Genomic DNA, 26,804 nt, shown 5'->3' on the forward strand with positions numbered 1-26,804 from the left:
TGCCATCGGATGACAGTCCGCCATCCGATCATCCGTGAACATCAGCCTCAGGAGCCACGATGCGCCCCATCAGAGCAGCCTGTCTCGGCACGGCCACTGCCCTGGCCACTCTTCTCGCCTGCGCCCCCGTCGCGGCCGCCGCCGGGGTGGACACCGATTCCGCCCCCGCCAAGGGCAAAGACCGGACCTTCACACTCATCGGCCACCTCGCCGAGGAGACCTACTTCCCCGTCAACCCCGGGGGCGCCCCCGCCCAGGGCGATCGGGCCGTCTTCCGCTCGATCCTCTTCGACCAGGACGGCAAGCAGATCGGTGAAACCGGCGGCACCTGCGTCACCACCCGGGTCGACAACGGCGGCGCGGAGGAGTGCACCGTGACCTACAACCTCCCGGGCGGCCAGCTCTCCTCGCAGGGGTTCGTCTTCGGGTTCCTCAACCCGGGCCCTCCCCCGTCGTTCGACAACGGGATCACCGGAGGCACCGGGGAGTTCGACCGGGCTCGTGGCCAGATCCACGCCGACACGATCGCTCCGGGCACGAGGCGCTTCACGGTCGACCTCGACCACTGACTGCCCCTGGCTCCGCCCCCGCCCGGTGAAGGCCGGCGGGGGCGGGGCGAGGAAACGGCGGGATCAGCTGGCGGCGGGGGTGGTGCGGAGGAACCGGTCGGCGAGGTCGACGGCCTCCCGGACCGGCACGAGGCGGCAGTCGGCGGCGCCGATACGGGCGGTGGTGACGCCGGCGGCGGCGGCGAGGACGCGGGCGCCGAGGTCGGCGAAGTGCAGATCGTCCAGGTCGGGGGCCTGGAAGGTGGTCCAGCCGTCGGGGGCGACGCAGCGGTACTCACGGACCTGCACACCTGGCTGGCGCAGGTCGGCGAGGTGGAAGGCGGTGAAGCGGGCCATCCCGACGCCGAGTTGCAGCACCCGGGCGTCGAGGTCGTAGAGGCGACCCAAAGGGGAATCCGGGCCAAGGTGGGACGTCAGAGGATGGTGGGCGGTGATCTCCGCGGCCAACGGGCCGACCGCCGCCCAGGAGGTCTGCGGGTGACCGCTGCGCAGGGCGCCGGGCCGGGTGCGGATCTCCTCGGACAGCGCGCCCACGGTCGGGGAGGCCGGGGTGGTGGCCGGGTCGAAGCGCGGCATCCGCTCCCGATAGGCCTCGGCCTCGGCCGGGGACAGCCCGGCGACGGCGGCCCGGTAGATCCGCGAGGTCGAGGAGTTCTCGGGCGTGGCGGTGAAGGCCACCAACGTGCCGTCAGGGCCGAGGGCTTCGGACAGGGCGTCGACCACACCGCCCGCCCCGCCCTCGATCGGCCCGAGCGCCCGTAGCGAGGCCTGGACGTGCAGCACCGTTCCGGGGCGGACCCCCATTGCGGTGAACGCGGCGGTGAGAGCGGCTACAGATATCACGACGGCTCCTTCGAATCAGGCCTCGGCGAGGCGGAGTTGCCCACGTTCCCGGCGCGCCCGCTCGGCGTCCCGCTCCGCCTCCGCCGGCAGCGGCACCGCGAGCCACGGGGAGGCGCTTTCCCGCATCCCGTCCGCGAAACGCCGACCGAGCGCGGTCAGCGTCCCCGACTCGGCCAAGCGCTCGACCGCCTCCGCCGTGTACCGCCGCCAGAGCGCGAACTGCGCCCGCGCCCGGTCGGCGGCCTCGCCCGGCAGCCCGTCGTACGCGGCCGTCCGGGTGCCCCAGTACTCGGTCACCGCCAGGTGCGCGTACGTCCCCTGGAGCAGCCCCTCCAGGGGGCGCGGATCGGGCCGCCAGGGGGCGAAGTACAGCCGGTCGTCGGCCCGGTCGTACAGGTCGAACAGGTCCAGCACCGCGCCCAGCTTCACGTGCTGGAACTCGTGCGCGAGCAGCAGCGCCAGCGTCGGCGCCGTCGCGGGCCGGGCGATGCCCACCGCGCCGTACGCCTGCCGGGCCGCCGAGCTGACGTCCCGCCCCTGCGGCCCGGGCCGCAGCGGCGTCACCGTCGCCAGCCCCGCCCGGATGCCCTCCGCGTACCCGGGCAGGTCCCTCCCGAGCAGCTCCCAGGCCTCCCGCAACGCACCCGTCCAGCCCAGCAGTTCGCCGTCCGACAGTCGCTCGGCGCAGGCGTGGTCGTGGCTGTCCCGCAGCGGGTCGACGTCCTCCAGTGCGACCGTCCAGCCGCCCGCCAGGCGGACCCGCCGCAGCGGCTGGTCCAGCTCCGTGAACACCGACCCGTCCGAGGCCCGCACCTCGAACCCGTCCGCCAGCCCGGTGACCACCGCTTCCCCGTCCGGCACGGCGACCCGCCCCAAGGTCGGCAGGTGCAGCCACCCGCCCCGCACCGGCACCGCGACCGCGTCCCCCCGCCCGGCCCGCACCGCCGCCGCGGCGGCCAGCGCCGCCAACTCCCCGAGCCCGACCGAAAGATCCCCACCCAGCCGCCGCGCCGCCCACGCCCGCGCGTACGGATGCGCCAGCACCGCGTCCACGGCCGCGGGCTCCGCGCCGTCCAGCTCCGACAGCAAGCCCCATGCCTCGGCCCGTCCCTGCCCGGAGGCGTCCCAGGCGGCGGCCAGCATCGCGCGGGTCAGCGAGAGTTGGGAGCGCCCGAGGGCGGCAACCGTATCGGCTCCCCCGTACCCCCGTGCCAGTTCGTCGAGTTGAGCCGGAGTGAGCGCGGCGGGCAGCAGCGGCTCGCCGCCCTGTGCGGACACCGAGGTCGAACCACCGTTTTCCGCAATGCCGTTGATGAGCGTCATGAGGTCACCGCAGTAGACAGAGGGATTGTCGAAACCAGTGTCCGCCCGGTAGCGGTGGGCGTACAGCCCGCCCCCGCACGAGCGGACCACGGGGCAGGCACGGCAGTCGGCGCTCAGTCCGGCCAGGCCGGACTGGCGGGCGGCGATGCCGGGGTGGCGGGCGAGGTCGTCGAGGCTGTGCTCGAAGACGTTCATCCCGGTGGCGGGCGCGCCGTCGTACGCGGTCTTCAGGCTGTCGGCCTGCTCGAAGGTCCCGTCCGTCTCCAGCACCGCCAGGTCCGAGGGCTCCAGGCCGAGCGACTCGGTGAGGCTGGAGAGCCCGCGCCGGGTCCGGTAAACGGACTCGAAGGTGCGCACGGCGAACGGCCGCCGGTCCGCTTCCCACAGCCTGTGGACAGTGAGCAGCCAGTCGGCGTACGGGGTGTCGCCGCCGCCCGGGACCCGCTTCGGCAGCTCCTCCCACGTGGCGTGCGGCAGCAGGAAGTCGACGGCCGGGGGCCGGAGTTCGGCCAGCGCCCGGTACACGGCGGCCGGGTCGTTCTCGATGTCGATGGTGCACAGCAGCCCGGCGAAGAGGTGCCGGTGGTCCGGCTCGTTCAGCAGTGCGACCGCCCGCAGGACCTGGGGGTGGCTGCTGCGGCCGTCGGCGAAGCGTCGGTGGCGGTCGTTGGCGGCCTTGTCGCCGTCCAGCGAGATGCCGACCTTGACGTCCAGCTCCGCGAACAGCGAGAGGAAGGCGCGGCTCAGCAGCACACCGTTGGTGTGGATGCGCAGGTCGAGGGCGCAGCCGGGCGGAAGTGCCGCCCGGAGCGCTTCGGCGGCGCGGCGCAACCGGTCCGGGCCGGCGAGCAGGGGTTCTCCCCCGTGCAGGACGACCCGGACGGCGGACAGCCGATGGGCGGCCGCGTGCTCGCCGATCCGTTCGGCGGCCTTGGCCAGGATCTCGCCCCCGATGACCTTGGGGCGGGAGCGCCAGCTGCTGTCGGCGTGCTCGTAGACGTAGCAGTGGTCGCAGGCGAGATCGCACCGGCTGTGCATCTTGACCACGAATTGCGTCAGTGGCACCGGAATTCGCGTCGTCATAGGTGTGGCAGGTTCAGCTCGGCCAGAGGTCCGTTCGGTGTTCCGGGGCCGGGTCAGATCGATGAGTTGAAGGCTGCGACCGGCACGAGGCCGGATTCCGCGCCGGGGAGGGCACGCTGCAGTCGGGCGGCCAGTTCCTCGGCGCCCAGTGCGGCGAGTTCGGCGAGGGACGGGCGTTCCGGCGTCTCCTGAGTGTCAGCGAGGTTGCCGGCTGGCCTGGTGCTGGTTACCGGAGTCATATTCGTTTCCTTAGACGCGATTAGGACCTGCCGAGTGCGGGTAGGTCACCCGGTTGCGACCAATGTAGTGCCCGCGCGGGCTCCGCGCGGCACCTTGCCTCCCCAAGTTGGTCTGCCCAGCCAGTCAACGCCATACCACGGCGCCCGGAACCCCAAGAATTCACCCGTTCAGCGGTCGCACACTTCGCCTTCGCGCGCGCCGAAGCGCGTTTACTGGAGCAGGTGTTCGAGCCCGCCGACCCGCCTTCGCACAGACGCGCGCCGGCACGCGGCAGCGACCTGGGGACACCGGGTCGGCGACCGGATGGCGGAATGCGTACGGGCGCCCGGATCCGGGCCGCCCGGTTCGCGGACGGAACGAACCACCTCCTCGGTGAACTCCGTTCTCTGCGATGTGAGTTGTAGAGGTGGCGCGGGCCGAGGACGGCCCGGAACTGCGCGAGGGTCCACCCGGACAGCTCCCGGGCCTCGGCCGGGCGGCCGGCCAGCCGCAGGTAGACCGAGAGGTTGTTGGCGCCGGCCAGCGTCACCGGGTGGTTCTCGCCCAGGTAGTCGCGGTAGCGGGCGAGGGCCCGTTCGGCGAGCGGGATGGCCCGGTCGGTGTCGCCGAGCGCGTTGTAGTCGCTGGCCAGGTTGGTGGCGGCGGCCAGGGTGTCCGGGTGCTCGGGGCCGTTGATGTCCAGGCAGCGCCGGTAGATGTCCTCGTCGATCTCCAAGGCCTCGATGTACCGCCCGGCCCGGCGCAGCGCCACGGCCAGGTTCTTGCGGGCGCGCAGGGTGTCGGTGTGGTTGTCGCCGATGGTCTGCCGGTACGTCCGGACGGTCTCCTCCAGCAGGTCCAGGGCCTCTCGCAGCCGCCCGGTCTCACGCAGGTCGCGGGCGTAGTTGGAGGCGGAGGACAGCGCGTACAGGCTGTGCGCGCCGAGGGCGTCGCGCTGCTGGAGGTAGTTGCTGCGGTGCCGTTCCAGGGCGGTGCGGGTGGCCGCGGCGCAGCGCGTCGAGCACGGCGGCGGCGGTGTGCGCGACGTCGTCGCTGGTGGGCACGCCGAGCCGGGGGGCGAGTTCGGCGAGCTTCTGCGGGATGTTGGCGGGCTCCTCGGCGGGCACCCACCAGATGACGTCGTAGGCGGACTTGAAGCGGTGCGCGTACTCGGCGGCGATCTGGGACTTGCCTGCGCCGCCCAAGCCGTGGAGGACCTGGCCGAGGACGGCGGCGGGGCCGCCGGTGAAACGGTTGCGGAGCAGTTCGAGCAGCTTGCCGCGGCCGACGAAGGCGGCGTTGCGCGAGGGCGCGTCCTGGATCTGCGGGGCGGTGCCGGGGAAGCGCGCCGGGGCGGCGAACTCTCCGCTGTCGGTGTCGAGTTGCCGGTTGCCGCCGGGCGGCGGGCCGAATTCGGCGTAGAGCTGGAACTCGGCCGCGGTTGCGGAATCCCGGACGAGGTCGGGCACTGCCTGGCCGGTGAACGGGCGGGGCACCGGCTCATCCGGGTCCTGCAGCCGCAGGGCGACCAACGCCGCTGCGCCGGAGGAGAGTTCGCGGCCCTGCAGGAGCTGCCAGACCTCGGCGGCGCGGGGCAGCGCGGTGTACTCGGGCGAGAGCAGCGCGAGCAGCCGGCCCTGCCCGTCGAGCGGTCCGGCGACCTCCGGGGGCCGCTGGCCGGTGTACGGCTCGGAGGCGTTGTGCAGGGAGGTCTCGTACCCGAAGCGGGTGAGGGTGCCGGCCGCTCACTCGGCCCACATCCGGTCCTCGGGCGCGTAGCTGACGAAGACCTGGCGGGGGACCGCGCCGACGGGGCGCAGGTAGGCGCCGTACAGCCGGCGGCGGGTCTCGGAGCTGAGCGGGCGCAGGGACCGGACCCGGCCGTCGGTGACCCAGTAGGCCAGCCGCTCGAAGGCGTTGAGCAGGCTGCGCGCCTCCTGCGGCCGGTCGGCGACGGTGGCCGGCACCTCCTCGTAGGCGTAGAACGGCTTGTACGGCACCTCGACGTCGGCCCAGTAGGCCGCCCGGCGGTCCCCGGGCAGCCAGCGCCCGAGGTAGGGGGCGAAGGCCTCGCGGGCGAAGTCCCGGCCCGCCTCCAGGCGCTCCTGCTCGGCGTCCTCCACCCGCATCGGCACCGGCAGGACGCGGATGGCCCGCTCCTCGGCCTCGGCGATGGCCCGGGCGGCGTCGACCCCGCCGCGGATGTTCTGGGCGCTGAAGGTGAAGCAGTCGATCACGGTGTCGGGCATCAGGACGGTGCAGATGCCGCAGGTGTCGCTGACGCCGGTACGGCTGTCGATCAGCACGTAGTCGTAGCTGCGGGCCCAGCGTTCGCGCAGCTCGCGCAGGAACTCGCCGCCGCGGATGTCCCGGCCGTGGTAGAAGCTGCGCCAGTTGAAGCTGGTGACGGCGGCCGCGTAGGCGGCGTTCTGGCGGCCGGCGGGCAGGAAGTCGAGCCGGCCGCCGGGCGGCAGGTCGAGGGCGAGGCCGCAGATGTAGCCGTCCAGCCGGCCGGGTTCGTCCAGCCAGGCGGCCGGGGACTGGCCGGTCGGCCCGGAGGCGGAGGGCAGCGCCTGCCTGGCGTAGGCGCGCAGCAGGTCGATCAGGCCGTCGGTGGAGTGGAGTTCAGGGTCGACCAGGAGCGGGTGGTAGTAGCGGTGGAGGCCGGGCGCCTCCAGGTCCCAGTCGACCACCAGGACGCGCAGGCCCCGGCTGGCGAGGATCCAGCCGACGTTGGCGAGTGCCATGGTCCGGCCGGTGCCGCCCTTGAACGAGTAGAACGTGACGACCGAACCCGGTCCGCCGCGCTCCGGCTCTGCGCCGGGCTCAAAGGTCATCGTCCTCAGTCTCCCCTCAGCGGGACGGAGCCGTCGTGGCCGCCCCGGCGCCGGCCCGGATGATCACACCGGTGGCGCCTCCACGAAGATGTCTGCCCGACCGGCAACGCCGGACACACCGGCTTCACGGACCGCCCGGCTCAGCGCCAGGTTGCCGAGCGCCAAGCGGGTGTCGGGGTGGTCCGACCCCAGCGAGTCCGTCAGCACCGCCGCGGCCCGCTCGTCCAGTTCCCGCGCGCCGTCCGCATCACCCGCGGCCAGCAGCGAGTTGGCGTGGTTCAGCAGCGCCGCCCCGACGTACCGGTGCCGCTCCCCCAGCCGCTCCCGCAGCCCCTCCAGCACCCGCCCGGACAGCGCCGCGGCCTCCTCGGTACGGCCGTCCCGCCGCAGCAGCACCGCGAGGTTCCCAGCGGCGAGCAGGGTGGTCGGGTACTCCTCGCCGAGGTGGTCCCGGTGGTATTCGAACACGACCCGGGCCAGCTCGACCGCCCGCCCGGTGTCGCCCAGCGCCGCGAGGTCGGCGGCGAGGTTGCCGGCGGCGGCCGCGGTCGCCGGGTAGTCCGCGCCGTGCCGGGCCAGCAGTCGGCGGTACGCCTCCTCGTCGGCGGCCCGCGCCTCCTCGTACCGGCCGAGCCGCAGCAGGGCGCCGCCGAGGTGGCGCAGGGCCCTGAGGGTGCCGTCGTGGTCCTCGCCGTAGCGCGCTCGAAAGCGCTCGACGACGTCCGAGAGCGCTGCCCGCGCCTCCTCGTACCGACCGGCCTCGCGCAGGACGCGGGCCCGGTTGACCCCGGAATGGAGGGGGTACAGGCCGTCCTCGCCGAAAACCGCCCGTTGCCGGGCCAGGGCGGTCGAGTGGCCTTCGAGGGCGCGGTCGAGGTCGCCGGCCACGAAGTCGGCGACGGCCAGGTTGTTGAGACTCATCATGGTGCGCGGATGGTTCGGCCCGAGGGCCCGCTCGGCGGCCTCCAGCGTCTGCCGGTCGAGCGCCTGCGCCTCGGTGTAGCGGCCGAGTTGGCGCAGGTCGGCGCCGAGGCCGCCGGCCGCGGCGAGGGTGTGTACGTCGTCGGGCCCGAGCAGTTCGGTGAGCCGCTCCCACGCTTCCCGGTCGATCCGGTACGCCTCCTGGGCCGCACCTTGGAGCCGCAGCACGTTGCCGAGCTCGACCCGCAGCAGCAGCGCCGTCAGCTCTTCCCCGCCCCACTCGGCCAGCGCCCGCCCGGCGAGCTCGCGGGCCTCCTCCAGCAGCCCCCGGTGACGCAGGTAGCGCACCGACGCGGTGATCCACCGCCGCACCTCCGGGTCCGTGCTCTCCACCGCCCCGGACGGCTCCAGGTGCGGCAGCAGCGCCGCGAACCCGGGCCAGTCCTCCGCCCGGTCCGGGTTTCCGGAGCCAACCAGCGCAAGGGCTCCGTGCACGGCGGCCCGGACCGCGGGCCGATCCGCCTCGGCCACCTGGTCTCGCAGCAGTGCCTGGACGATCCGGTGCACCGCGAGCGTCCGGTCGCCCTCGGCGTCGTAGCGGACCAGGCCGTACTGGTTGACGGTGCGCAGGATCTCCACGATCGCCATCTCGTCCACGCCCTGCGGCGGCCGGATCGCCCGAATGGCGGGTTCGCTGTAGAACAGCTCGACGGGGATGGCGTCCGGCCCCAGGAAGCCGCACAGTTCGAGCAGTCGCATCGCCGGGGCGTTCATCCGGCGCAGGTCGGCGCCCGCGATCCGGGCGGTGGCGGCGATGGCGGCCGGGCCGTCGCCCGGGACGGGTCGGTCGAGCACCTCGGTGAGCGCCCCGTCCAGCAGTTGCAGGTAGGTGGCGGCCGGGATCGGGGTCTCCTGGAGCCAGCGCGCGGCCTGGTCGACGGCGAGCGGCAGGTCGCCCAGCCGGTCGGCGATCAGCTCCGCCTCCTCCGGCCGGATCGCGGGGTTGAACCGCCGCAGCAGCCGCACGCTCTCCACCCGGTCGAACACGTCGACCTCGGTGCGGCCGGGGTGCTGGGCCCAGCGCCGGTTGCGCGAGGTCACCAGCACGTGCCCGTCCACGGTCCCCGCGGGCAGCCACGGCGCGAGCCGATCCGGGTCCTCGGCGTTGTCGAAGACCAGCAACCAGCGTCCGTACGGCCGCCCCTGGTCCAGGTGGACCAGCAGCTCGCGGGCGGCCCGCTGGACGTTCTCGCCGGCGGGCAGCCCGAGGGTGGCGGCGAGCTCGGCGAGCTGCCGCGGGACGTCGGTGGGCTCCTCGGCCCGGATCCACCAGGCGACGTCGTACCCGGCCGCGAAGCGGTGCGCGTACTCGGCGGCGGTCTGCGACTTGCCGACCCCGCCCATGCCGTACAGCACCTGAGCCGGTACGGCGGCGGGCCGCCCGGTGAAGCGGTCGCGCAGCCGTTCGAGCAGGCCGCTGCGGCCGGTGAACGCGGGGTCGCGCGGCGGCAGCGAGTGCACCGCCGGACGGCCGCCGGGGAAGCGGGCGGGCGGTGCGGGCTCCTCCTCGGACTCGACCCAGCGGCCGACGCCGGGCGGCGGTCCGAGCAGCTCGAACAGCCGGGACTCCGCCGATTCGGCCACGCAGTCGGCCAGTTCGACCACCGCCCGCCCGTCGAAGGGTTCCGGCAGCGGTCCGGCGGCCACCGACACCGCCGCCAGCGCGCCCTCCTCGCCGTCGCCGAACCGGCGCCACAGCTCGCCCGCCCGCGGCAGGGCCAGGTACTCGGGCGACAGCAGGGCCAGCATCCGCCCGTCCCCGTCCAGCGGCCCGTCGGCCTCCGGCAGCGCGCCGGAGGCGTCCGGCGGGACGGCGGCGCTGTGGAGCGTGGCCAGGTAGCCGAACCCGGTCAGCACCGCGGCGGCCCACTCCGCCCACATCCGGTCCCCGGGGGCGTAACTCAGGTACACCCGGCGGGACCTGGACCGCCCGGGCCTCAGGTAGGCCGCGTAGAGCCGGCGGCGGACCCGGTCCGGGACGGGCCGCAGCTCACGCACCCGGCCGTCGGTGAGCCAGTCCGCCAGCCGCTCGTACGAGCCGAGCAGGCTGCGGTGCTGCCGGGGCCGGTCGGCGACGGTGGCGGGCACCTCCTCGTAGGCGTAGAAGGGCTTGTACGGCACCTCGACGTCCCGCCAGTAGGCGTCCGTGCGCTCGGTGCCGAGCCAGCGGTCCAGGTAGGGCGCGAAGGCCTCCCGGACGAAGTCGCGTCCGGCCGCGAGCCCGGCCCGCTCGGTCTCCTCCACCCGCATCGGCACCGGGAGCACCCGGATGTCGCGGATGTCCGCCTCGGCGATGGCGTGCGCCGCGTCGACGCCGCCGCGGATGCTCTGGGCACTGAGGGTGAAGCAGTCGACCACGGTGTCGGGCAGCACCACGGTGCAGATGCCCGAGGTGTCACTGACCCCGGTCCTGCTGTCGATCAGCACGTAGTCGTACGAACTGGTCCACTGTTCGCGCAGGGCCGCCAGGAACTCGGACCCGCGGATGTCCCTGCGGGTGTAGAAGCTGCGCCAGTTGAAGCTGGTGACGGCCGCCGAGTAGGTGCCGTCCTGCCGCCCGGCCGGCATCAGGTCGAGGCGGCCGCCGGCCGGCAGGTCGAGGGCGAGGCCGCACAGGTGCTCGTCGAGCCGGCCGGGTGCGCCGAGCCACTCGCGCGGTCCGAGGGCCGGCGCGTCGGCGGGGCGCGGCAGAGCCTGGTCGACGTAGCCGCGCAGCAGGTCGATCAGGCCGGGGGTCCCGCGCAGTTCGGGGTCGATCAGCAGCGGGTGGTAGTAGCGGTGCAGGCCGGGGGCTTCGAGGTCCCAGTCCACCACCAGGACGCGCAGGCCCTGGCTGGCCAGGATCCAGCCGAGGTTGGCCAGCGCCATGGTCCGGCCGGTGCCGCCCTTGAAGGAGTAGAAGGTCACGATCGAACCGGTCGCGGGCGGGGCGGCGGCGGCCTCCACGGCCGTTGGCAGGGCCTGGTCGGCGGTCATGACTGCGGCTCTCCTCGGCTCGGCGGGTCGGTGGCTGGCAGCGGTTCGACGGCGGACCTCGGCGGGTTGACGACGGGTCTCGGTGGAGCGCTCGGCCGGGGCGGCAGTGGTCGCGGCTCCGGTCGCCCGGCCGGGATGGTCAGCCCGGGCATCGTCGGCGCCCCCGGTTCGAGTCCGAACGAGGCCCGGACGGCGTACGGGTCGCCGCCCTCGCCCTCGTCCGCCTCGTCCAGCAGCCGGTTCTGGGCGACCGTCACGGCTCGCAGGAGCTCGCTCTCGAAGCGTTCCCGGGACACCTTCACCCGGAAGAGCGGTTCCGGCCCGGAACGGTGCAACCAGTTGCGCGGGAACACCGCGCGCACCCCGCCCCACAACTGCGCGCGGGCCGGCCCCTCGGGCGGGTCGTCGGTGCCGGTGGGCACCAGGACGCCGGTGACCGGGTGGTTCTGGTCGTCGTACTCGCGCAGCGCCTGCCGGTACGGCTCCCGACCGGCCGACCACGGGTCCACCAACAGCACGCTGACCTGGTTGTTCTCCCGGGCCCGGTCGAGGTCCCCGGCGAGTCCGGGGCCGACCTCGTCCAGGGTGGTGATGTGCCCGGCCCGGGTGATCACCTGCTGGGCCTGGACCGCCAGCGAGGGCATGGTCGGCGGGTGGTAGGGCGCCCAGTCCCAGGGCTGCGGCCCGTACCAGCCGCCCCCTCCGGCCGCCCTTGAGGACCCGTCACCACGCCCGGCCCGCCCGGCCGCCACGAACAACCGGACCAGGCCCGGCCGGGTCGGCGGCAGCTCCGTGGCGGGCACCGGGAAGAAGCCCTCCACCGCGCCCAGGTCCAGGGACGGCAGCTCGCCGAGGTACTGCCCCGCCGCCTCCCGCACCCGCTCCGCGATCACCTTGACCACCCGCAGGTAGTCCGGCCCGTACGGATCCGCTCGCAGCAGGGCCCGCAGCCCACCGGCGGCATAGGCCTCGCCCAGGTCGTGCTGGACGTACTGGATCCGCAGCACCTCGGCCGGCAGCACCTCGGGCAACGGCTCCCAGAGCACCGGGATCAGGGCGGGGACCGTACGTCCGGTCAACTCCCGGTGCCGTAACACCCGCTCGTGGAAGGCGGTCCACTCCTTGCCGCAGTACGGGCTGGCGAAGTACGCCGGGGAGTACAGCGCGACCATGGCGCGGCAGCCGGCCACCGTCCCGGAGAGCTGCTGCTCCCAGTCGTCGCCGAGGCGCAGCCGCTCGGTGTCCCGGTAGCCGAGGCCGTCGGGGCCTGCGGCCGGTTCCAGTCGGGCCAGTTCGTCCTTCAGATCGCTGAAGAACTGATCCACGAAGGAGCCACCGGCCAGGTGGTCCCGATGCGCGTAGCTGAAGAAGAAGAACGGTTCCACCGCACCCCCGGCCACAACACCCCCTGGTCCGCCGACTGGCCTACCGTACCGGGGAGTTGGCCGGAATCGGAGTAAGGCACCGAAGCGGGTGACGAAGCCGCCCCGCCCTCACGGGCAGAGGCGCTCCACCCGCCACCCCGTCGGGCGGGAGGGGTCGGCGGTGTAGCGGAGGCGGTCGTGCAGGCGGTTCTCGCGCCCCTGCCAGAACTCGACGCTCTCCGGGACCACCCGGTAGCCGCCCCAGAACGGCGGGACGGGGACGCCCTCGCCCTCGGGGTAGCGGCGCTCCAGTTCGGCGTAGCGCTGTTCGAGGACGTCCCGGCCGCTGACCGGGCTGGACTGCTCGCTGGCCCAGGCGCCGAGTTGGGAGCCGTGCGGGCGGGTGCGGAAGTAGGCGGCGGTCTCGTCCCGGCCGACCTTCTCGACCCGGCCCTGGACGATCACCTGGCGGGCCAGCGCGATCCACGGGAAGAGCAGCGCGGCGTGCGGGTTCGCGGCGAGCTCGGAGCCCTTGCGGGAGCCGTAGTTGGTGTAGAAGACGAAGCCGCGCGCGTCGTAGCCCTTGAGCAGGACGGTGCGCGAGCTGGGCCGCCCCTCGGCGTCGGCGGTGGAGAGCACCATGGCGTTGGGCTCCACCACCCCGGCGTCGTCCGCGTCGAGGAACCAGCGGGTGAACTGGCCGATCGGCTCGGGCGCGAGCCGCTCCTCGACCAGGCCCTCGTGGGTGTAGTGCTTGCGCATCACGGTGAGGTCCGGACCGGGGCGGGGCTCGTCGGCCAGGGTCCGGCTGGCGGGGCTCAGGGGCGTCGACTGGGCGCGTTCCGGGGTCTGCACGCCAACATCATCCCGTACGACAAGCAACCGGCACCGCTACCTCAGGACAAACCGCGGCCGGAGATATGGTGACTCGCCACCGCTTGGCCGCCCGCCGTACGGGGAATTGTCCGGAACCGGGTGTTTGGCTCCGGGTCTCTCCCGGGCACGACCGACCCTCGGCGGAAAAGTCAATCGGGCCCACGGGCAACATCACCATGGTGGTGTATGGCGTAATGCACCCCGTGCCTGTCACTCTGGCACCGAGTGCCAACCACGATTCGGTCACTGGCGCGCCGCCCCACCACGGCGGAGCACCGATCGCAGAACTGAAGGAGCCGTCGTATGTCCGACTTCGTACCCGGGCTTGAGGGAGTCGTCGCGTTCGAGAGCGAGATCGCCGAACCCGACCGTGAAGGCGGCGCGCTGCGGTACCGCGGTGTCGACATCGACGACCTGGTCGGCCACGTCTCCTTCGGCCACGTGTGGGGCCTGCTGGTGGACGGCAAGTTCAACCCCGGCCTGCCGGCCGCCGAGCCCTTCCCGATCCCCGTGCACTCGGGCGACATCCGGGTCGACGTCCAGTCCGCGCTCGCCATGCTCGCCCCGGTCTGGGGCCTCAAGCCGCTGCTCGACATCTCCGCCGAGCAGGCCCGTGACGACCTCGCCCGCGCCGCCGTGATGGCGCTGTCCTACGTCGCCCAGTCCGCCCGCGGCCAGGGCCTGCCGATGGTCCCGCAGAGCGAGATCGACAAGGCCGAGACGGTCGTCGAGCGGTTCATGATCCGCTGGCGCGGCGAGCCGGACCCGAAGCACGTCAAGGCCGTCGACGCCTACTGGACCTCGGCCGCCGAGCACGGCATGAACGCCTCCACCTTCACCGCCCGGGTCATCGCCTCCACCGGCGCCGACGTCGCGGCCGCGCTCTCCGGTGCGGTCGGCGCGATGTCCGGCCCGCTGCACGGCGGCGCGCCGTCCCGCGTGCTGGGCATGATCGAGGAGATCGAGCGCACCGGCGACGCCACCAAGTGGGTCAAGGACGCGCTGGACAAGGGCGAGCGGCTGATGGGCTTCGGCCACCGCGTCTACCGCGCCGAGGACCCGCGCGCCCGCGTGCTGCGCCGCACCGCCAAGGAGCTCGGCGCGCCGCGCTTCGAGGTCGCCGAGGCGCTGGAGAAGGCCGCGCTGGAGGAGCTGCACAACCGCCGCCCGGACCGCGTGCTGGCCACCAACGTCGAGTTCTGGGCCGCCATCATGCTGGACTTCGCCGAGGTCCCGGCACACATGTTCACCTCGATGTTCACCTGCGCGCGTACGGCGGGCTGGTCGGCGCACATCCTGGAGCAGAAGCGCACCGGTCGCCTCGTGCGCCCCTCCGCGCGCTACGTGGGCCCCGGCCCGCGCCGCCCCGAGGAGATCGAGGGCTGGGACGCCATCGCCCGCTGAGCGCACTGAGCGCTTCCCCGTGCGCCACCTCTGACCAGCGGGTCCGGCCTCGGCCGGGCCCGCTGTCGGCGTCCGATGGGCAGCGAAGATCACAGTCTCAGCGGGCGGACGACCGCACCCCGGGCGAGCCCCCGGCCGGTAGGCTGCGCGCGTGGCTCAGATCCAGATCCCCGCTGACATCAAGCCCGCAGACGGCCGTTTCGGCTGCGGACCGTCCAAGGTGCGCCCCGAGGCACTGAGTGCCCTCGCCGCCACCCAGACCTCCCTGCTCGGCACCTCGCACCGCCAGGCCCCGGTCAAGAACCTGGTCAAGCGCGTGCGCGAGGGCGTGAGCAGCCTCTTCTCGCTGCCGGAGGACTACCAGGTCGTCCTCGGCAACGGCGGCTCCACGGCCTTCTGGGACATCGCCGCCTTCGGTCTGGTGCGGGAGAAGTCCCAGCACCTGGACTTCGGCGAGTTCTCCTCGAAGTTCGCCTCCTCGGTCAAGGCCGCGCCGTGGCTGGCCGAGCCGACCGTGATCAAGACCGCCCCGGGCACCCACCCGCTGCCGGTCGCCGAGGCGGGCGTGGACGTCTACGGCCTCACCCACAACGAGACCTCGACCGGCGTCGCGATGCCGATCAAGCGCCCGGTGGGCGCGGACGAGGGTTCGCTGGTCCTGGTGGACGCCACCTCGGGCGCCGGCGGCCTGCCGGTGGACATCACCGAGACCGACGTCTACTACTTCGCCCCGCAGAAGTCCTTCGCCTCCGAGGGCGGCCTGTGGCTGGCCACCTTCTCCCCGGCCGCCCTGGAGCGCGCCGCCGAGATCGCCGGCTCCGGCCGCTACATCCCGCCGTTCTTCTCGCTGCCGACGGCCATCGACAACTCGTCGAAGGACCAGACGTACAACACCCCGTCGATCGCCACCCTGTTCCTGCTGGCCGACCAGCTGGAGTGGCTGAACGGCAACGGCGGGCTGGACTGGGCCGTCGCCCGTACGGCTGACTCCTCGTCCCGGCTGTACGCCTGGGCCGAGAAGTCCTCCTTCGCCAACCCGTTCGTGGCGAACCCGGCCGAGCGCTCCCAGGTGGTCGGCACCATCGACTTCGACGAGTCGGTGGACGCCGCCGCGGTCGCCAAGGCACTGCGTGCCAACGGCATCGTGGACACCGAGCCGTACCGCAAGCTGGGCCGCAACCAGCTGCGCATCGCGATGTTCCCGGCGATCGACCCGGCGGACGTCGAGGCGCTCACCCAGTGCATCGACTACGTGGTCGAGCAGCTCTGACCGCCTCCCGAGCACGACGCGCCACCTGAGCGCGACTGAGGGCCACCGCCTGCGGGCGGTGGCCCTCACGCCGTTCCGGGCCTACTTGCCGGCCAGCGAGCTGATCAGCACGATGACCAGCAGGAGCAGCAGGGTGCCGGTCACGATACGCATGCGAGTCTTTGGGTCCACGGTCAACGAGCGTACCTCCGGCTCACCGGCGAGCCGACCCTAGCCCTCAGCTCCAGTCGGCCAGCGCCCAGGAGCGCAGCGACGCGTAGTGGGTGGCGCCCCCGTCCTGGCGGCTCTCCATCAGGTGCAGCTCGGCGGCCTCCCACTCCGGCCCCCGGTACTCCGCCAGCGCCGCCGCCAGGGCGTCCAGCTCGGCCGCGGCGACCCGCTGGACGGCCCGCCGCTGGCCGCGGTGGGAACCGGCCCGGGCCAGCGTGAGGTGCGGGTGGAAGGCGAAGGCGTCGGTGTCCCCGGTCGCCTCGTCGGTGGCCTCGGCGACCGCCTCCGCGAGCCGGCGCAGCGCCCAGGTCTGGCCCTCCACCCCGACCCAGAGCACCCGGTCGCCGAACCGGCCGGCGCCCGCGATCCGCAGCCGGTGCACCGGGTGCACCTCGGCGACGGCGGCCAGGCCGGTCTCCAGCTCGGGCAGCCGCTCGGCCGGCACCTGGCCGAGGAAGGCCAGGGTGAGGTGCCAGCCCTCGGCGGTGGTCCAGCGCAGCCGGTCCGCCCCGGGCAGCCCGCGCACCGGGGCGACGGCGTCGGCGAGCCCCTGCAGAGCCGTGACCGGTGGGAGGACCGCCACGAACAACCTCATGGGCCAATCTTCCCTCGATCGGCCGTTTGGAGTAGAACGGTTCTTCATGAAGATCCGCAACGGGGGCCTCGCGGACATCCCCGACATCCTGTCCCTGCTCGACGGCGCCGTGTCCTGGCTGGCCGGCCAGGGCCGCACCGGCCAGTGGGGCGACCAACCGTTCAGCACCAACCAGGCCCGGGTCGACCAGGTCTCCTCGTACGCCGCCGAGCCCTTCCTGATCCGCCTCGCCGTGGACGACGACGGCCGCACGGTCGGCTGCTGCGTGCTCTCCGAGGACCGCGGCCGGTGGATCCCCGCCGTGGACGAGCGCGAGCTGTACGTCCGCAACCTGGTCACCGACCGCGACCGCAAGGGCTCCGGCATCGGCGCCGCGCTGATCGCCGACGCGATCGAGGAGACCCGCCGGCGCGGCATCGGCCTGCTGCGGGTGGACTGCTACGGCGGCGCGGACCGCAGGCTGGTCGCCCAGTACCGGGCGCTCGGCTTCACCGAGACCGAGACCTTCGAGGTCGAGCAGCCGACCGGCATCTGGCCGGGCCAGGTGCTGGCCATCCGCCTCTGACGCACGGCAGGACCCCCGGGAGGGCAACCCCCAGGGGTCCTGGCGATCCGACTTTCCTGACGATCCGTCAGCAGGCCGGAGCCAGCTGCGCCTTGCTCGCCGTGCGGACCCGCGGCACGACGGCCACCACCCGGCCGCCACGGCCCGGGTGCAGGTCGAAGCGCACCCGCAGGTCCGCGCTGCGGGCCAGCACCACGCCGACCGCGGCGGCCGCCAGCGCGGACACCACGCCGCAGGCCAGCAGGCCGAGCCGGGGCCCGTACGAGGCGGTGACCCAGCCGACGATCGGGGCGCCGATCGGCGTGCCGCCGGTGAAGACCAGCACCAGCAGGCCCATCACCCGACCGCGCATCTCGGGGTCGGTGGCCAGCTGCAGCATGGAGTTGACCGAGGTGTTGAAGCTCAGCCCGAACACCCCGATCAGCATCAGCAGCAGCGCGAAGGTCCAGTAGTCGGGCGCGAAAGCCGCGACCACCTCCAGCGCGCCGAAGGCCAGCGCCGCGCCGACCAGTCGGCGCAGCCGCGGCGCGCCCCGACGGGCGGCGAGCAGCGCACCGGCCAGCGAGCCGACCGCCATCGCGGTGTTCAGCAGGCCGTACTGCCCGGCGCCCACCTTGAAGGTGTCGTACGCGAAACCGGACAGCAGCGTCGGGAAGTTGAAGCCGAAGGTGCCGATGAACCCGGCCAGCACCATCGGCCAGAGCAGCTCGGGCCGCTCCTTCACGTAGCGCAGGCCCTCGCGCAGCTGGCCCTTCTCGCGGGCGATCGGCTCGGTCGGGCGCAGCTCGCTCTCCCGCATCGCGAGCAGCCCGCCGATCACGGCGGCGAAGGACAGCGCGTTGACGGCGAACGCCCAGCCGCTGCCGACCGCGGCGATCAGCAGACCCGCGACGGCCGGGCCGACCAGGCGGGCGGTCTGGAAGTTCGCGGCGTTCAGGCTGACGGCGTTGGCGAGGTCCTTGGGCCCGACCATCTCGGAGACGAAGGCCTGCCGGGTCGGGTTGTCCACCACGGTGACCAGGCCGAGCAGCAGCGCGAAGCCGTACACGTAGTACGGCGTCACGATGCCGCCGACGGTCAGCACGGCCAGGCCCGCGGCGAGCAGGCCCATCACGCCCTGGGTGTAGATCAGCAGCCGGCGCTTGGGCATCCGGTCGGCGAGCACGCCTCCGAACAGACCGAGCAGCAGCATCGGCAGGAACTGCATGGCGGTGGTGATGCCGACCGCGAGCGGGCTGCCGGTGAGGCTCAGCACCAGCCAGTCCTGGGCGATCCGCTGCATCCAGGTGCCGGTGTTGGACACCACCTGGCCGGCGAAGTAGTAGCGGTAGTTGCGAACGCGCAGGGAGGAGAACATCCCCCCGGGCCTCGTGAAGCGGGCTCCGGTCGGAGATGCGGCCGATTGGGTTCGGCTCTGAGCGGCGGGGTCCGCCGCGGTGCGTTCGTCGGGGTCGTCGTCGCCGCTGCCGGGCAGTCCGCTGGGGGCGGGGGCCTGGGCGTCGGCGGCCGCGGCACTGTCCGCGGCGGGGTCGGCGGTCGGGTCGTCGGTACGGATGGCGGCGGCGCTGACTGCGGCCGGCGGTGTCACTGTGGTCTCCCCTCGCGGCGCGACGGCCCTGGCGGTGGCCGTCGCGCTCCTGGTGTCGGTGGTCGGTCCTGCGGTGATGCGGACTCCTTCTTCTCCCGGCTTGGCCGGCTGGGTTCGGTGTGCCTAGAGGTGTGCGAGCTTGTAGAGCACGGGCGCGGCCTCCCGGAGGACGGCCCACTCCTCGTCGTCGAGCCCTTGGGCGAGCTCGGCGAGCCAGACGTTTCGGCGCCGACGGCTCTCCGCGAGGATCGCCTCGGCCTGCTCGGTGCTACTGACGACCACCTGGCGGCGGTCCTCGGGGTGCGGCTCGCGCCGCACCAGCCCCTTCTCCTCCAGCATCGCGACGATCCTGGTCATCGAAGGAGGCTGTACGTGCTCCTTCCGGGCGAGCTCACCCGGTGTCGCCTTCCCGCACCGGGCGAGGGTGCCCAGCACCCCTATCTCGGTGGGACTCAGCGACTCCTCCACCCGCTGGTGTTTGAGTCGTCGGGAGAGGCGCATCGTGGACGACCGCAGCTGTGAGATCGCTGCGAGGTCCTGCTCGGACATCTCGGGCATCTCCTTAGCTTACGTCATTACTCTCGCTAAGGAAAAACGGGTTCCCACCGCGCCGGAAGATCGACCCGGTGCCATATTGGTCATGGGTCACCACTCCCGACTCCAGGAAGGCCCGACCAGCCATGTCCGATCTCGCCGCCGAGCAAACCGGGCCGTACGTGCCGTACGCGCCGCCCGCGCCGTACGAGCAGTCCGCCACGTCCGGGCAGTCCGGGCGGTCCGGGCCGCAGGGGCAGGACGACACCGGCTTCGCCCGGCTCGCCATGGTCACCATCGACTGCGCCGACCCGGTCGCGCTGGCCTCCTTCTACGGCGAGCTCCTGGGCTGGGAGACCCGGCACGTGGAGGAGCACTTCGCGATCCTGGACAACCCGGAGGGCGGCAGCCCGCTGGGCTTCGGACGGGTGGCGGGCTACCGGCCCGAGCCGTGGACCGAGCCGGACGGCAGCAAGCACTTCCACCTCGACTTCTACGTCGACGACTTGGACGAGGCGACCGCCAAGGCCCTCGCGCTGGGCGCGACCGAGCCCAGCTACCAGCACGGCCGCACGCTCAAGGTGCTGATCGACCCGGCCGGCCACCCGTTCGGGCTAGCCCCGCTGGAGTAACCGACAAACGGGCCTGGGGGTCGTGCGCAGGCGGTGTCAGGGCTTGGTGCCAAGATCTTGCAGGACACGTAAAGGTCCACGCTGACCTGGGACTTCACGAAAAACACGAACCTTGTGCGACCACCGGGCAGTGGATACTGTCCCCGTTGTCAGGGGCACCACACGCCAGGTCTCCCCTTGGCGGAGCCCCCTCCGCGCCCGTCTCCGCGCGTTCCACCGTTCCCCCGCCCCCGGTCCCCCGTCTCCGCCCGAGCCCTGGCGCCCGCATCCCCGCATCCCCGCATCCGTCCAGGGAGCTCTCTTGGGTGAGATCCATCATGCCGACCACGGCTGGGTGACACCGGCGGTCTCGTACTTCGTCGCCTGCCTCGGCGCCTTCGTCGCCCTGCGCAGCGCCCGCTGGGCGCTCATCTCGACGGGCCGCAGCCGGGTCGTCTGGCTGCTGTTCGCCTCGACCTCGCTCGGTGCCGGCATCTGGTCCATGCACTTCATCGCCATGCTCGGCTTCTCGGTCAGCGGCGTCGACATCACCTATCAGCCCGGGCTGACCGTGCTCAGCCTGCTGGTCGCCGTCGCCGTCGTCGGCATCGGGCTGTTCACCGTCGGGTACTGGCGCAGCCGTCCCGTCCTGTCCCTGCTGATCGGCGGGCTGACCACCGGACTCGGGGTCGCCGCGATGCACTACCTCGGCATGGCCGCGATGGTGCTGCCCGGCCACCTCGGCTACGACCACCTCACAGTGGCCGGCTCGATCGCCATCGCGGTGGTCGCGGCGACGGCCGCGCTCTGGGCCGCGCTGAACATCCGCGGCACCCTCGCCGTCCTGGCGGCGGCGCCGGTGATGGGCGTGGCGGTGTGCGCCATGCACTACACCGGCATGGCGGCGCTGTCGGTCCAGCTGGACCACTCGCACTCCACCGCGGACGGTGTGATGGCGCTGGAGTTCATCTTCCCGCTCGGGGTCGGACTGGGCTGCTACGTGTTCTTCGGCGCGCTGGCCTTCGCGGTCTCGCCGAGCAAGACCTCCGCGCAGCCGCTGCTGGTCGGCCCGGCCGCCCCGCTGCCGCCGCGTGCCTCCTTCACCCCGAAGGCCGGGCAGCCCGGCCGGGTGCCGCCGCAGCAGCAGCGGCGGCCGGTGGGCGAGGCGGGCGCCCGGCGCTGAACCGGGGCAGCCAGGAACGAAACGACGTCCGGCCGGGTCCCCCACCCCGGCCGGACGTCGTTTCGTTCGTCGCCGCGTCGCCGCGTCACCGCTACGCCTCCGGCTGACTGCTCCGGCTACTGCGGCACTCCGACTACTCCGGCTGCCCGAGCAGCCCGGTCAGGTGCTCCGGCGTGGCCACCGGGCAGACCTTGCGCACGAAGTCCCGCCGCAGCCCGTGGTACGGCTCGCCCGCCCGGTAGAAGTTGGCGTGCATCCGGCGCAGTTCCTCCGCCCGGTACTCGGCCAGCGGCTTGGCCTCCTCGTCCTCGGCGCGGCGGCGCTTCTTGTCCACCAGCCGCCCGGTGAGCTCCGGCGAGTCGGCCAGCCGGACGGCCTCCCGGGCCACCCAGCGGCGGAACTCGGCGGCGTCCCCGCCGGTCGTACGGTCCACCAGGCCGATCCGGCGGGCGTGTTCGGCCCCGACCGGCAGCGCCTCGGTGGTGAGCCGCTCGGCCTGCTCCGCACCGACCCGGGCGGGCAGGGTGTACGTCCAGTACTCGGAGCCGTACAGGCCCATCAGCCGGTAGTGCGGGTTGAGCACCGCCGACTCCCGGCACCACACCTCGTCGGCGGCGAGTGCCAGCATCAGGCCGCCGGCCGCCGCGTTCCCGGCCAGCGCGGCGACGGTCAGCTTGTCACCGGTGGTCAGGATCGCCTCGACCAGGTCGTCCATCGCGTTGATGTTCTCCCAGGACTCCAGCGCCGGGAAGGCCGCGCCCTCGATGACGTTGAGGTGGATCCCGTTGGAGTAGAAGTCCCGGGGCGCGCCGAGCACCAGCACCGAGGTGGGCCGGCCGGCGGCCATCCGGTAGGCGGCGAGCAGCCGACGGCACTGCTCGGTGCTCATCGCCCCACCCGCGTGGGCGAATTCGAGGTAGCCGACGTCGCCGTCCTCGCGGTAGCGCAGCTCCGACCAGGTGTCCCGGCGGGCGGCCTCGGCCGGGGTCACCGGCACCTCGCGGACCCGGTGCAGCTCGTCGGCGAGCACCGTCGCGGCCGGCAGCTTGAAGGTGACCGGCCCGCCGGGGGTGCGGCGCGGGCGCAGCTGCGGGATCCAGACCGCGCCGTCCACGGTGGCCCGGCAGATCGCGCCGTCCCGGGTGGCGATGACGGCGCCGGGCCGCGGGCCGCGCAGCTCGTCCTCGGGGTGGCCGCCGTGCAGGAAGAACTCCCGCCCGTACAGCTCGTCCAGGACGCCGGGCTGGGAGTCCGCGGCGCGCAGCTTGCGCAGCACGGTGGCGGTGTCGTCCTGCTCCCAGTCGATCCGGCGGGCCTCCTGGCGCAGGAAGGGCCGCAGCTCGCCGCGCACGTCCGGGCGGGTGTAGTCCAGCGGCTCGGGGGTGAACAGCCCGCCCTCGTAGCGCTGGACGGCCAGCAGGACGGCCTCGACGGCGGCGTCGGCGACCTCGCCCCGGTACAGCTCGCTCTTGCCGCAGTCGGGGACGGGGAAGTCGACGGACGCCCAGATGTCGCCCGCGTCCATGTCCTCGACGGCCTGCAGCACGGTGACGCCCCAGCGCGGCGCGCCCTCGGTGATCGCCCAGTCGAGCGAGGAGGGGCCGCGGTCGCCCTTCGGGCCCGGGTGCACGATCAGGACCGTCCGGGTGGACCAGATGTCCGCCGGGACGGCCTTGGTGAGCATCGGGCAGAGGATCAGCTCCGGGTCGACCCGGGCCACCGCGGCCCGCATCTGGTCGTCGCCGAGCGCGAGTTGGACGGCCACCTGGTGGCCGCGCTCGCGCAGCTCGGTGTGGACGCGCTGGGTCAGGCTGTTGAACGCGGTCGCGATCAGGAGAATGCGCAAGGGGGGCCTCCGGGCAGGTGCTTCGGGTGCGCGCGGAGGCGATGAAACCAGGGCATGGACACGTAATGGTCACGGTCCGGCCCTTGCCGCCCTACCCTCACGCACCCCGCACACCTGTGGCCCCGGCGTGGCCCGTGCTTCGCCGGATCTCCCCAGCCTCTTCCCGGAGTTGGACTGGCGGACCCGGCCGGGAGGACCCCACCGGCCCGGCCGGAAGGCGCCGGGCGGAAGGCGCCCGGCCGGAAGGCGCCGGGCGGAAGGCGCCCGGCCGGAAGGCGCCCGGCCGGAAGGCGCCGGGCGCCCCTAGCGCGGGAACGCCCGGCGGGCCCGCCAGGTGGTGTGCTCGCGGGAGACCGCGTCCTCCGCCTCGGCGGCCAGCCGCGCCCAGCGCTCCTCGGCGTCCGGCGTCTTGAGGTCGAGGTCGGAGAGCTGGTTGCCGACGTTCTCCAGCTCGCGCGCGGCCAGCTGGTAGGCGGCGGCCAGCGGGCGCAGCTGCTTGAGCTGCGTCCAGGCGATGATCGCGGCGGCCGCGGCCGAGCTGGCGCCGAAGATGTGCACTTCGAGGGCGCCGGTGGCCTGGGCGATCGCCGCCGCCGCGCCGATGATGATCAGCGCCGCGATGCCGAGCCCCCAGGAGACCGCCTGGGACTCGCAGGACTCGGCCCGCGAGCGGTACCAGGTGCGCTGGCTCTCCACCCGGGTGCGCAGGTAGAGGGTGCGCCGGGCGGTCAGGCTGTCGGCCCGGGCGCGCCGCATCTCCTCGGTGATCTCCGGGACGGCGCCGGGCGGCACTATCTCCGGGTCCTCGAAGGCCCGCAGCACGTCCTCGACCTGGAGCAGGTAGCCGCGGTCGGCGTCCGCCGACTCGGCCTCGCCGCCGAACGGCCGGGCCCGGACGCTGTACTTCCAGGCCAGCGTCTTGACCGACTCGGCCGCCGCCCGCGCCTCGTACCAGCGGCCCTGTGGGTTGCCGCGGCGCAGCCGGGACCAGAAGTAGCCGGCGATCAGGAAGGCGGCCACCGAGAACAGTGGCTTGATATCGCTGTCGCCCTTGTGGTCCGGGCCCGGGAGCGACCCGATCAGCGCGGCGATCACCAGCATCGCGATCAGTCCGCGGTGCCAGCGCAGCGTCTCGCGCTGGCCGTCCAGCGAAGCCTTGTCCGCCCGCCAGAACAACTCCGGCAGCAGCCGTGCCTCAACGCCCCCCGGCGGATCCTGTTGCACCATCGGTCGAGTCCCCTCCCCGTCTCCGTCCAGCCAGTATGCCCACTGCCAATTGCCCTACACGGTCGCCTTTTTGACAGCTTCGGCGCGATCCTCCGACCGTCGGTGGTTGCCCGCGCCGTCTCGTAACCGATATAAACGGTTACATGCCGCTGCACTGGAAGCTCGTCGTCGACTGCACCGACCCGCACCGCCAGGCCGCCTTCTGGGGCGCCGCCCTCGACTACACCGTCGAGGACCACAGCACCCTGATCACCCGCCTGCTCGGCGCCGGCGCGATCACCCCGGAGGACCTCACCGAGCTGGACGGCCGCCCCGCCTGGCGCACCCTCGCCGCCGTCCGCCACCCCGAGGACCCGTACGACCCCGCCTCGGACACCGGCCTCGGGCGCCGCGTCCTCTTCCAGGCCGTCCCGGAGACCGGGCGCGGCAAGAACCGCCTCCACCTGGACGTCCACCCCGGCCCGGGCGAGCGCGCGGCCACCGTCACCCGGCTCGAAGCCCTCGGCGCCACCGCGCTCCGGGACGTCAAGGAACCCGGCGGCGAATGGACCGTCATGCGGGACCCGGAGGGCAACGAGTTCTGCGTCCACTGACCCGGTGCGGGCACGACGCGGCCCCGCCCTCCAGAACCGGAGAGCGGGGCCGCGGAGCGGGCCGTACGGCCGTCAGAGCAGGCCGAAGGCCGGCATCAGGTAGTAGAAGGCGAACACCGCCGCCACCGCGTACAGCGGGGCCGGCACGCTGCGGCCGCGGCCGGCGGCCACGCGCAGGATGCAGAAGGCGATGAAGCCGAAGCCGATGCCGTTGGTGATCGAGTAGGTGAACGGCATCATCACGATGGTCAGGAAGGCCGGGATCGCGATGGAGTAGTCGGCCCAGTCGATCTCCTTGACGGAGTTCGCCAGGATCAGGAAGCCGACCGTGACCAGCGCCGGGGTGGCGGCCTGGGCCGGGACCATGGTGGCCAGCGGGGTGAGGAAGAGCGCCACCATGAAGAGCAGGCCGGTGACGATCGAGGCGAAGCCGGTCCGGGCACCCTCGCCGACGCCGGCGGTGGACTCGACGAAGCAGGTGTTGGCGGAGGCGGAGGTGGCGCCGCCGGCCGCGGTGGCGATGCCGTCGACCATCAGGACCTTGTTGATGCCCGGCAGGTCGCCGTTCCGGTCCAGCAGGTGGGCCTCGTCGGCGACGCCGAGGATGGTGCCCATCGCGTCGAAGAAGCAGGACATCAGCACGGTGAAGACGAACAGCAGGCCGGTGAGCACGCCGACCTTCTCGAAGCCGCCGAACAGGCTGACCTTGCCGACCAGGCCGAAGTCCGGGGCGGCCACCGGGTTGCCGGGCCAGGTCGGGACGGTGAGGCCCCACTTGAGCGCCGGGATGTCGACCACCTTGTCGATCACCACGGCGAGCACGGTGGAGCTCGCGATGCTGATCAGGATCGCGCCGGGCACCTTGCGGATCACCAGGATCAGGGTGAGCACCAGGCCGAAGACGAAGACCAGCACCGGCCAGCCGAGCAGGTGGCCGTTGCCGCCGAGCTGCAGCGGAACGGTGGTGTGGGCGACGTCCGGGATGCGGGTGACGAAGCCGGAGTCGACCAGGCCGACCAGGCTGATGAACAGGCCGATACCGATCGCGATGGCCTTGCGCAGGCCGAGCGGGACGGCGTTCATGACCCGCTCGCGCAGGCCGGTGGCGACCAGCAGCATGATCGCGAAGCCGGCCAGCACCACCATGCCCATGGCGTCCGGCCAGGTCATCCTGGGCGCGAGCTGCAGCGCCACGATGGTGTTGACGCCGAGGCCGGCCGCCAGGCCGATCGGCACGTTGCCGACCACGCCCATCAGCAGGGTGGTGAGACCCCCGGTGAGCGCGGTGGAGGTGACCAGCTGGGCGCTGTTCAGGTGGGCCCCGGTCATGTCCGTGGCGCTGGCCAGGATGATCGGGTTCAGCACCAGGATGTACGCCATGGTGAAGAAGGTGGCGACACCGCCGCGGATCTCGCGCGGCAGGGTGGAACCGCGCTCGCTGATCCGGAAGTAGCGGTCCAGTGCACCCGTGGGGGGCTGGGGCGCGGCGTCGGCGGGTTCGGGCGACTCGGTGGTCGGCTGGACCACTGGCATGGCTGGGCGTCCTCTGTGGGGTGCTGAGGAGAGGGGGGACCGCCCGTGGCGACGGTGGCCGGGCGTGGACCTTTAAGTATGGTTTCCGGATCGCACACGCGCTATCTTCGCGCGTAGAGCCCGCAGGGAGTTCCGGAGCGCCCCCAGGGGCCCCGCCGCGCCCCCGCCGCACCGTACGCTAGGCCCCATGCCCAAGACGCCGCTGCACCCCTCGCCCCCTCCGCTGGAGGCCAACGACGTCGCCATCGTCGGCGGCGGCACGGTGCTGTGGTTCGTCGCCTTCCTCGCCCTGCTCCCCTTCCAGGGCACCCTCTCCGACCACAAGCACGGCAGCTGGCCCTGGATCTGTCTCTCCGGCGGCCTGCTCGGCCTGATCGGCCTCTGGTACTGCCGCGCCCGCCGGGACGCGATCGCCCGCAGCCGCGCCGCCGAGGCCGCCCTGCGCGAGGCCGACGGCGACGGCACGGGCGGCGGCACGGGCGGAGGAACCGGCGACGGCACGGGCCCGGCCGCCCAGTCGGACTAATAGTCCTTTAGTAACACGCATCGGATATAAGGCACCCGTAGAGTCGGT

23 protein-coding genes are annotated in these 26,804 nt (G+C 73.2%); 8 read left to right on the forward strand and 15 right to left on the reverse strand.

Annotation, left to right across the window (positions count from 1 at the left end; all coding sequences use genetic code 11):
- Nucleotides 1-59: 59 nt before the first annotated feature.
- Nucleotides 60-569, forward strand: coding sequence for a hypothetical protein (locus tag ACIRYZ_RS16135; RefSeq protein WP_402944330.1), 510 nt, complete (start codon nt 60-62; stop codon nt 567-569).
- A gap of 63 nt (nt 570-632) precedes the next feature.
- Here ACIRYZ_RS16135 and ACIRYZ_RS16140 read toward each other — a convergent pair whose 3' ends face one another.
- The 9 genes from ACIRYZ_RS16140 to pdxH all read right to left on the reverse strand — a co-directional run bounded on the left by ACIRYZ_RS16140 (nt 633) and on the right by pdxH (nt 12,957).
- Entirely contained in the window at nt 633-1,412 is a 780-nt protein-coding gene (locus ACIRYZ_RS16140) for an aminoglycoside N(3)-acetyltransferase (RefSeq protein WP_402944332.1), read from the reverse strand.
- Nucleotides 1,413-1,427: 15 nt separating this feature from the next.
- On the reverse strand, nt 1,428-3,818 hold the full coding sequence (locus ACIRYZ_RS16145; RefSeq protein ID WP_402944335.1) for an FxsB family cyclophane-forming radical SAM/SPASM peptide maturase: 2,391 nt from the start codon (nt 3,816-3,818) through the stop codon (nt 1,428-1,430).
- 53 nt (nt 3,819-3,871) lie between these two features.
- On the reverse strand, nt 3,872-4,057 hold the full coding sequence (locus tag ACIRYZ_RS16150; protein WP_402944337.1) for a hypothetical protein: 186 nt from the start codon (nt 4,055-4,057) through the stop codon (nt 3,872-3,874).
- Between the two features lie 20 nt (nt 4,058-4,077).
- Nucleotides 4,078-5,025: a tetratricopeptide repeat protein gene (locus tag ACIRYZ_RS16155; RefSeq protein WP_402944630.1), complete on the reverse strand. Its 948-nt coding sequence runs from the start codon at nt 5,023-5,025 to the stop codon at nt 4,078-4,080.
- Entirely contained in the window at nt 4,922-5,533 is a 612-nt protein-coding gene (locus ACIRYZ_RS16160) for a hypothetical protein (RefSeq protein WP_402944652.1), read from the reverse strand. The genes ACIRYZ_RS16155 and ACIRYZ_RS16160 overlap by 104 nt, the downstream gene beginning before the upstream one ends.
- A 249-nt stretch (nt 5,534-5,782) precedes the next feature.
- Entirely contained in the window at nt 5,783-6,874 is a 1,092-nt protein-coding gene (locus tag ACIRYZ_RS16165; protein WP_402944340.1) for a KGGVGR-motif variant AAA ATPase, read from the reverse strand.
- A gap of 63 nt (nt 6,875-6,937) precedes the next feature.
- On the reverse strand, nt 6,938-10,831 hold the full coding sequence (fxsT, locus tag ACIRYZ_RS16170; RefSeq protein WP_402944342.1) for an FxSxx-COOH system tetratricopeptide repeat protein: 3,894 nt from the start codon (nt 10,829-10,831) through the stop codon (nt 6,938-6,940).
- The gene (locus ACIRYZ_RS16175) at nt 10,828-12,216 is read right to left on the reverse strand and encodes a TIR-like protein FxsC (RefSeq protein ID WP_402944345.1); all 1,389 of its coding nucleotides are present in this window, start codon (nt 12,214-12,216) and stop codon (nt 10,828-10,830) included. The genes fxsT and ACIRYZ_RS16175 overlap by 4 nt, the downstream gene beginning before the upstream one ends.
- Nucleotides 12,217-12,324: 108 nt before the next feature.
- On the reverse strand, nt 12,325-12,957 hold the full coding sequence (pdxH, locus tag ACIRYZ_RS16180) for a pyridoxamine 5'-phosphate oxidase (RefSeq protein WP_393033563.1): 633 nt from the start codon (nt 12,955-12,957) through the stop codon (nt 12,325-12,327).
- 417 nt (nt 12,958-13,374) lie between these two features.
- On the opposite strand from pdxH, the gene ACIRYZ_RS16185 reads away from it, so the two are divergent.
- Nucleotides 13,375-14,475, forward strand: coding sequence for a citrate synthase 2 (locus ACIRYZ_RS16185; protein WP_387617805.1), 1,101 nt, complete (start codon nt 13,375-13,377; stop codon nt 14,473-14,475).
- Between the two features lie 151 nt (nt 14,476-14,626).
- Nucleotides 14,627-15,745: a phosphoserine transaminase gene (gene serC / locus ACIRYZ_RS16190; RefSeq protein ID WP_402944348.1), complete on the forward strand. Its 1,119-nt coding sequence runs from the start codon at nt 14,627-14,629 to the stop codon at nt 15,743-15,745.
- A gap of 217 nt (nt 15,746-15,962) precedes the next feature.
- Here serC and thpR read toward each other — a convergent pair whose 3' ends face one another.
- The gene (gene thpR / locus ACIRYZ_RS16195) at nt 15,963-16,550 is read right to left on the reverse strand and encodes an RNA 2',3'-cyclic phosphodiesterase (RefSeq protein WP_402944351.1); all 588 of its coding nucleotides are present in this window, start codon (nt 16,548-16,550) and stop codon (nt 15,963-15,965) included.
- Between the two features lie 46 nt (nt 16,551-16,596).
- Between thpR and ACIRYZ_RS16200 the strand changes: the two genes are divergently transcribed.
- Nucleotides 16,597-17,115, forward strand: a complete 519-nt coding sequence (locus ACIRYZ_RS16200) for a GNAT family N-acetyltransferase (RefSeq protein WP_402944352.1) — start codon at nt 16,597-16,599, stop codon at nt 17,113-17,115.
- Between the two features lie 67 nt (nt 17,116-17,182).
- On the opposite strand, the gene ACIRYZ_RS16205 is transcribed toward ACIRYZ_RS16200, so the two are convergent.
- Together ACIRYZ_RS16205 and ACIRYZ_RS16210 are read right to left on the reverse strand one after the other, a co-directional pair.
- On the reverse strand, nt 17,183-18,472 hold the full coding sequence (locus ACIRYZ_RS16205; protein WP_402944633.1) for an MFS transporter: 1,290 nt from the start codon (nt 18,470-18,472) through the stop codon (nt 17,183-17,185).
- Nucleotides 18,473-18,826: 354 nt separating this feature from the next.
- A complete protein-coding gene (locus ACIRYZ_RS16210) occupies nt 18,827-19,261 on the reverse strand; it encodes a MarR family winged helix-turn-helix transcriptional regulator (protein ID WP_387617793.1) in 435 nt (144 codons plus the stop codon).
- Between the two features lie 122 nt (nt 19,262-19,383).
- On the opposite strand from ACIRYZ_RS16210, the gene ACIRYZ_RS16215 reads away from it, so the two are divergent.
- Together ACIRYZ_RS16215 and ACIRYZ_RS16220 are read left to right on the forward strand one after the other, a co-directional pair.
- Nucleotides 19,384-19,869 carry a VOC family protein gene (locus ACIRYZ_RS16215; protein ID WP_402944355.1) on the forward strand — a complete coding sequence of 162 codons (486 nt, stop codon included), beginning with the start codon at nt 19,384-19,386 and terminating at the stop codon, nt 19,867-19,869.
- Between the two features lie 301 nt (nt 19,870-20,170).
- Entirely contained in the window at nt 20,171-21,031 is an 861-nt protein-coding gene (locus ACIRYZ_RS16220; protein WP_402944357.1) for an MHYT domain-containing protein, read from the forward strand.
- Between the two features lie 133 nt (nt 21,032-21,164).
- Here the strand turns inward: ACIRYZ_RS16220 and ACIRYZ_RS16225 are convergent, their stop codons facing one another.
- On the reverse strand, nt 21,165-22,877 hold the full coding sequence (locus ACIRYZ_RS16225) for a hydrogenase maturation protein (RefSeq protein WP_402944360.1): 1,713 nt from the start codon (nt 22,875-22,877) through the stop codon (nt 21,165-21,167).
- A 303-nt stretch (nt 22,878-23,180) separates the two neighbouring features.
- Nucleotides 23,181-24,104 (reverse strand): DUF4231 domain-containing protein, encoded by a 924-nt coding sequence (locus ACIRYZ_RS16230; protein WP_402944363.1) that lies wholly within the window; start codon nt 24,102-24,104, stop codon nt 23,181-23,183.
- 143 nt (nt 24,105-24,247) lie between these two features.
- Between ACIRYZ_RS16230 and ACIRYZ_RS16235 the strand changes: the two genes are divergently transcribed.
- Nucleotides 24,248-24,697, forward strand: a complete 450-nt coding sequence (locus tag ACIRYZ_RS16235) for a VOC family protein (protein ID WP_402944365.1) — start codon at nt 24,248-24,250, stop codon at nt 24,695-24,697.
- Between the two features lie 72 nt (nt 24,698-24,769).
- Here the strand turns inward: ACIRYZ_RS16235 and ACIRYZ_RS16240 are convergent, their stop codons facing one another.
- Nucleotides 24,770-26,230, reverse strand: coding sequence for an NCS2 family permease (locus ACIRYZ_RS16240; RefSeq protein ID WP_402944368.1), 1,461 nt, complete (start codon nt 26,228-26,230; stop codon nt 24,770-24,772).
- 187 nt (nt 26,231-26,417) lie between these two features.
- Between ACIRYZ_RS16240 and ACIRYZ_RS16245 the strand changes: the two genes are divergently transcribed.
- Nucleotides 26,418-26,756, forward strand: coding sequence for a DUF2530 domain-containing protein (locus ACIRYZ_RS16245; RefSeq protein WP_402944370.1), 339 nt, complete (start codon nt 26,418-26,420; stop codon nt 26,754-26,756).
- Nucleotides 26,757-26,804: the final 48 nt, after the last annotated feature.

Source organism: Kitasatospora sp. NPDC101155 (genome assembly GCF_044768305.1).
GTDB lineage: Bacteria > Actinomycetota > Actinomycetes > Streptomycetales > Streptomycetaceae > Kitasatospora.

Bases quoted from the DNA above. Each gene is read 5' to 3' on its own strand.
- ACIRYZ_RS16165 (WP_402944340.1), bottom strand. From the start codon at position 6,874: ATGACCTTTGAGCCCGGCGCAGAGCCGGAGCGCGGCGGACCGGGTTCG.
- pdxH (WP_393033563.1), bottom strand. From the start codon at position 12,957: ATGCGCAAGCACTACACCCACGAGGGCCTGGTCGAGGAGCGGCTCGCG.
- ACIRYZ_RS16230 (WP_402944363.1), bottom strand. From the start codon at position 24,104: ATGGTGCAACAGGATCCGCCGGGGGGCGTTGAGGCACGGCTGCTGCCG.
- thpR (WP_402944351.1), bottom strand. From the start codon at position 16,550: ATGAGGTTGTTCGTGGCGGTCCTCCCACCGGTCACGGCTCTGCAGGGG.
- ACIRYZ_RS16245 (WP_402944370.1), top strand. From the start codon at position 26,418: ATGCCCAAGACGCCGCTGCACCCCTCGCCCCCTCCGCTGGAGGCCAAC.
- ACIRYZ_RS16145 (WP_402944335.1), bottom strand. From the start codon at position 3,818: ATGACGACGCGAATTCCGGTGCCACTGACGCAATTCGTGGTCAAGATG.
- ACIRYZ_RS16210 (WP_387617793.1), bottom strand. From the start codon at position 19,261: ATGCCCGAGATGTCCGAGCAGGACCTCGCAGCGATCTCACAGCTGCGG.
- ACIRYZ_RS16150 (WP_402944337.1), bottom strand. From the start codon at position 4,057: ATGACTCCGGTAACCAGCACCAGGCCAGCCGGCAACCTCGCTGACACT.
- ACIRYZ_RS16185 (WP_387617805.1), top strand. From the start codon at position 13,375: ATGTCCGACTTCGTACCCGGGCTTGAGGGAGTCGTCGCGTTCGAGAGC.
- ACIRYZ_RS16200 (WP_402944352.1), top strand. From the start codon at position 16,597: ATGAAGATCCGCAACGGGGGCCTCGCGGACATCCCCGACATCCTGTCC.
- ACIRYZ_RS16235 (WP_402944365.1), top strand. From the start codon at position 24,248: ATGCCGCTGCACTGGAAGCTCGTCGTCGACTGCACCGACCCGCACCGC.
- ACIRYZ_RS16205 (WP_402944633.1), bottom strand. From the start codon at position 18,472: ATGTTCTCCTCCCTGCGCGTTCGCAACTACCGCTACTACTTCGCCGGC.
- ACIRYZ_RS16135 (WP_402944330.1), top strand. From the start codon at position 60: ATGCGCCCCATCAGAGCAGCCTGTCTCGGCACGGCCACTGCCCTGGCC.
- ACIRYZ_RS16240 (WP_402944368.1), bottom strand. From the start codon at position 26,230: ATGCCAGTGGTCCAGCCGACCACCGAGTCGCCCGAACCCGCCGACGCC.
- ACIRYZ_RS16215 (WP_402944355.1), top strand. From the start codon at position 19,384: ATGTCCGATCTCGCCGCCGAGCAAACCGGGCCGTACGTGCCGTACGCG.
- fxsT (WP_402944342.1), bottom strand. From the start codon at position 10,831: ATGACCGCCGACCAGGCCCTGCCAACGGCCGTGGAGGCCGCCGCCGCC.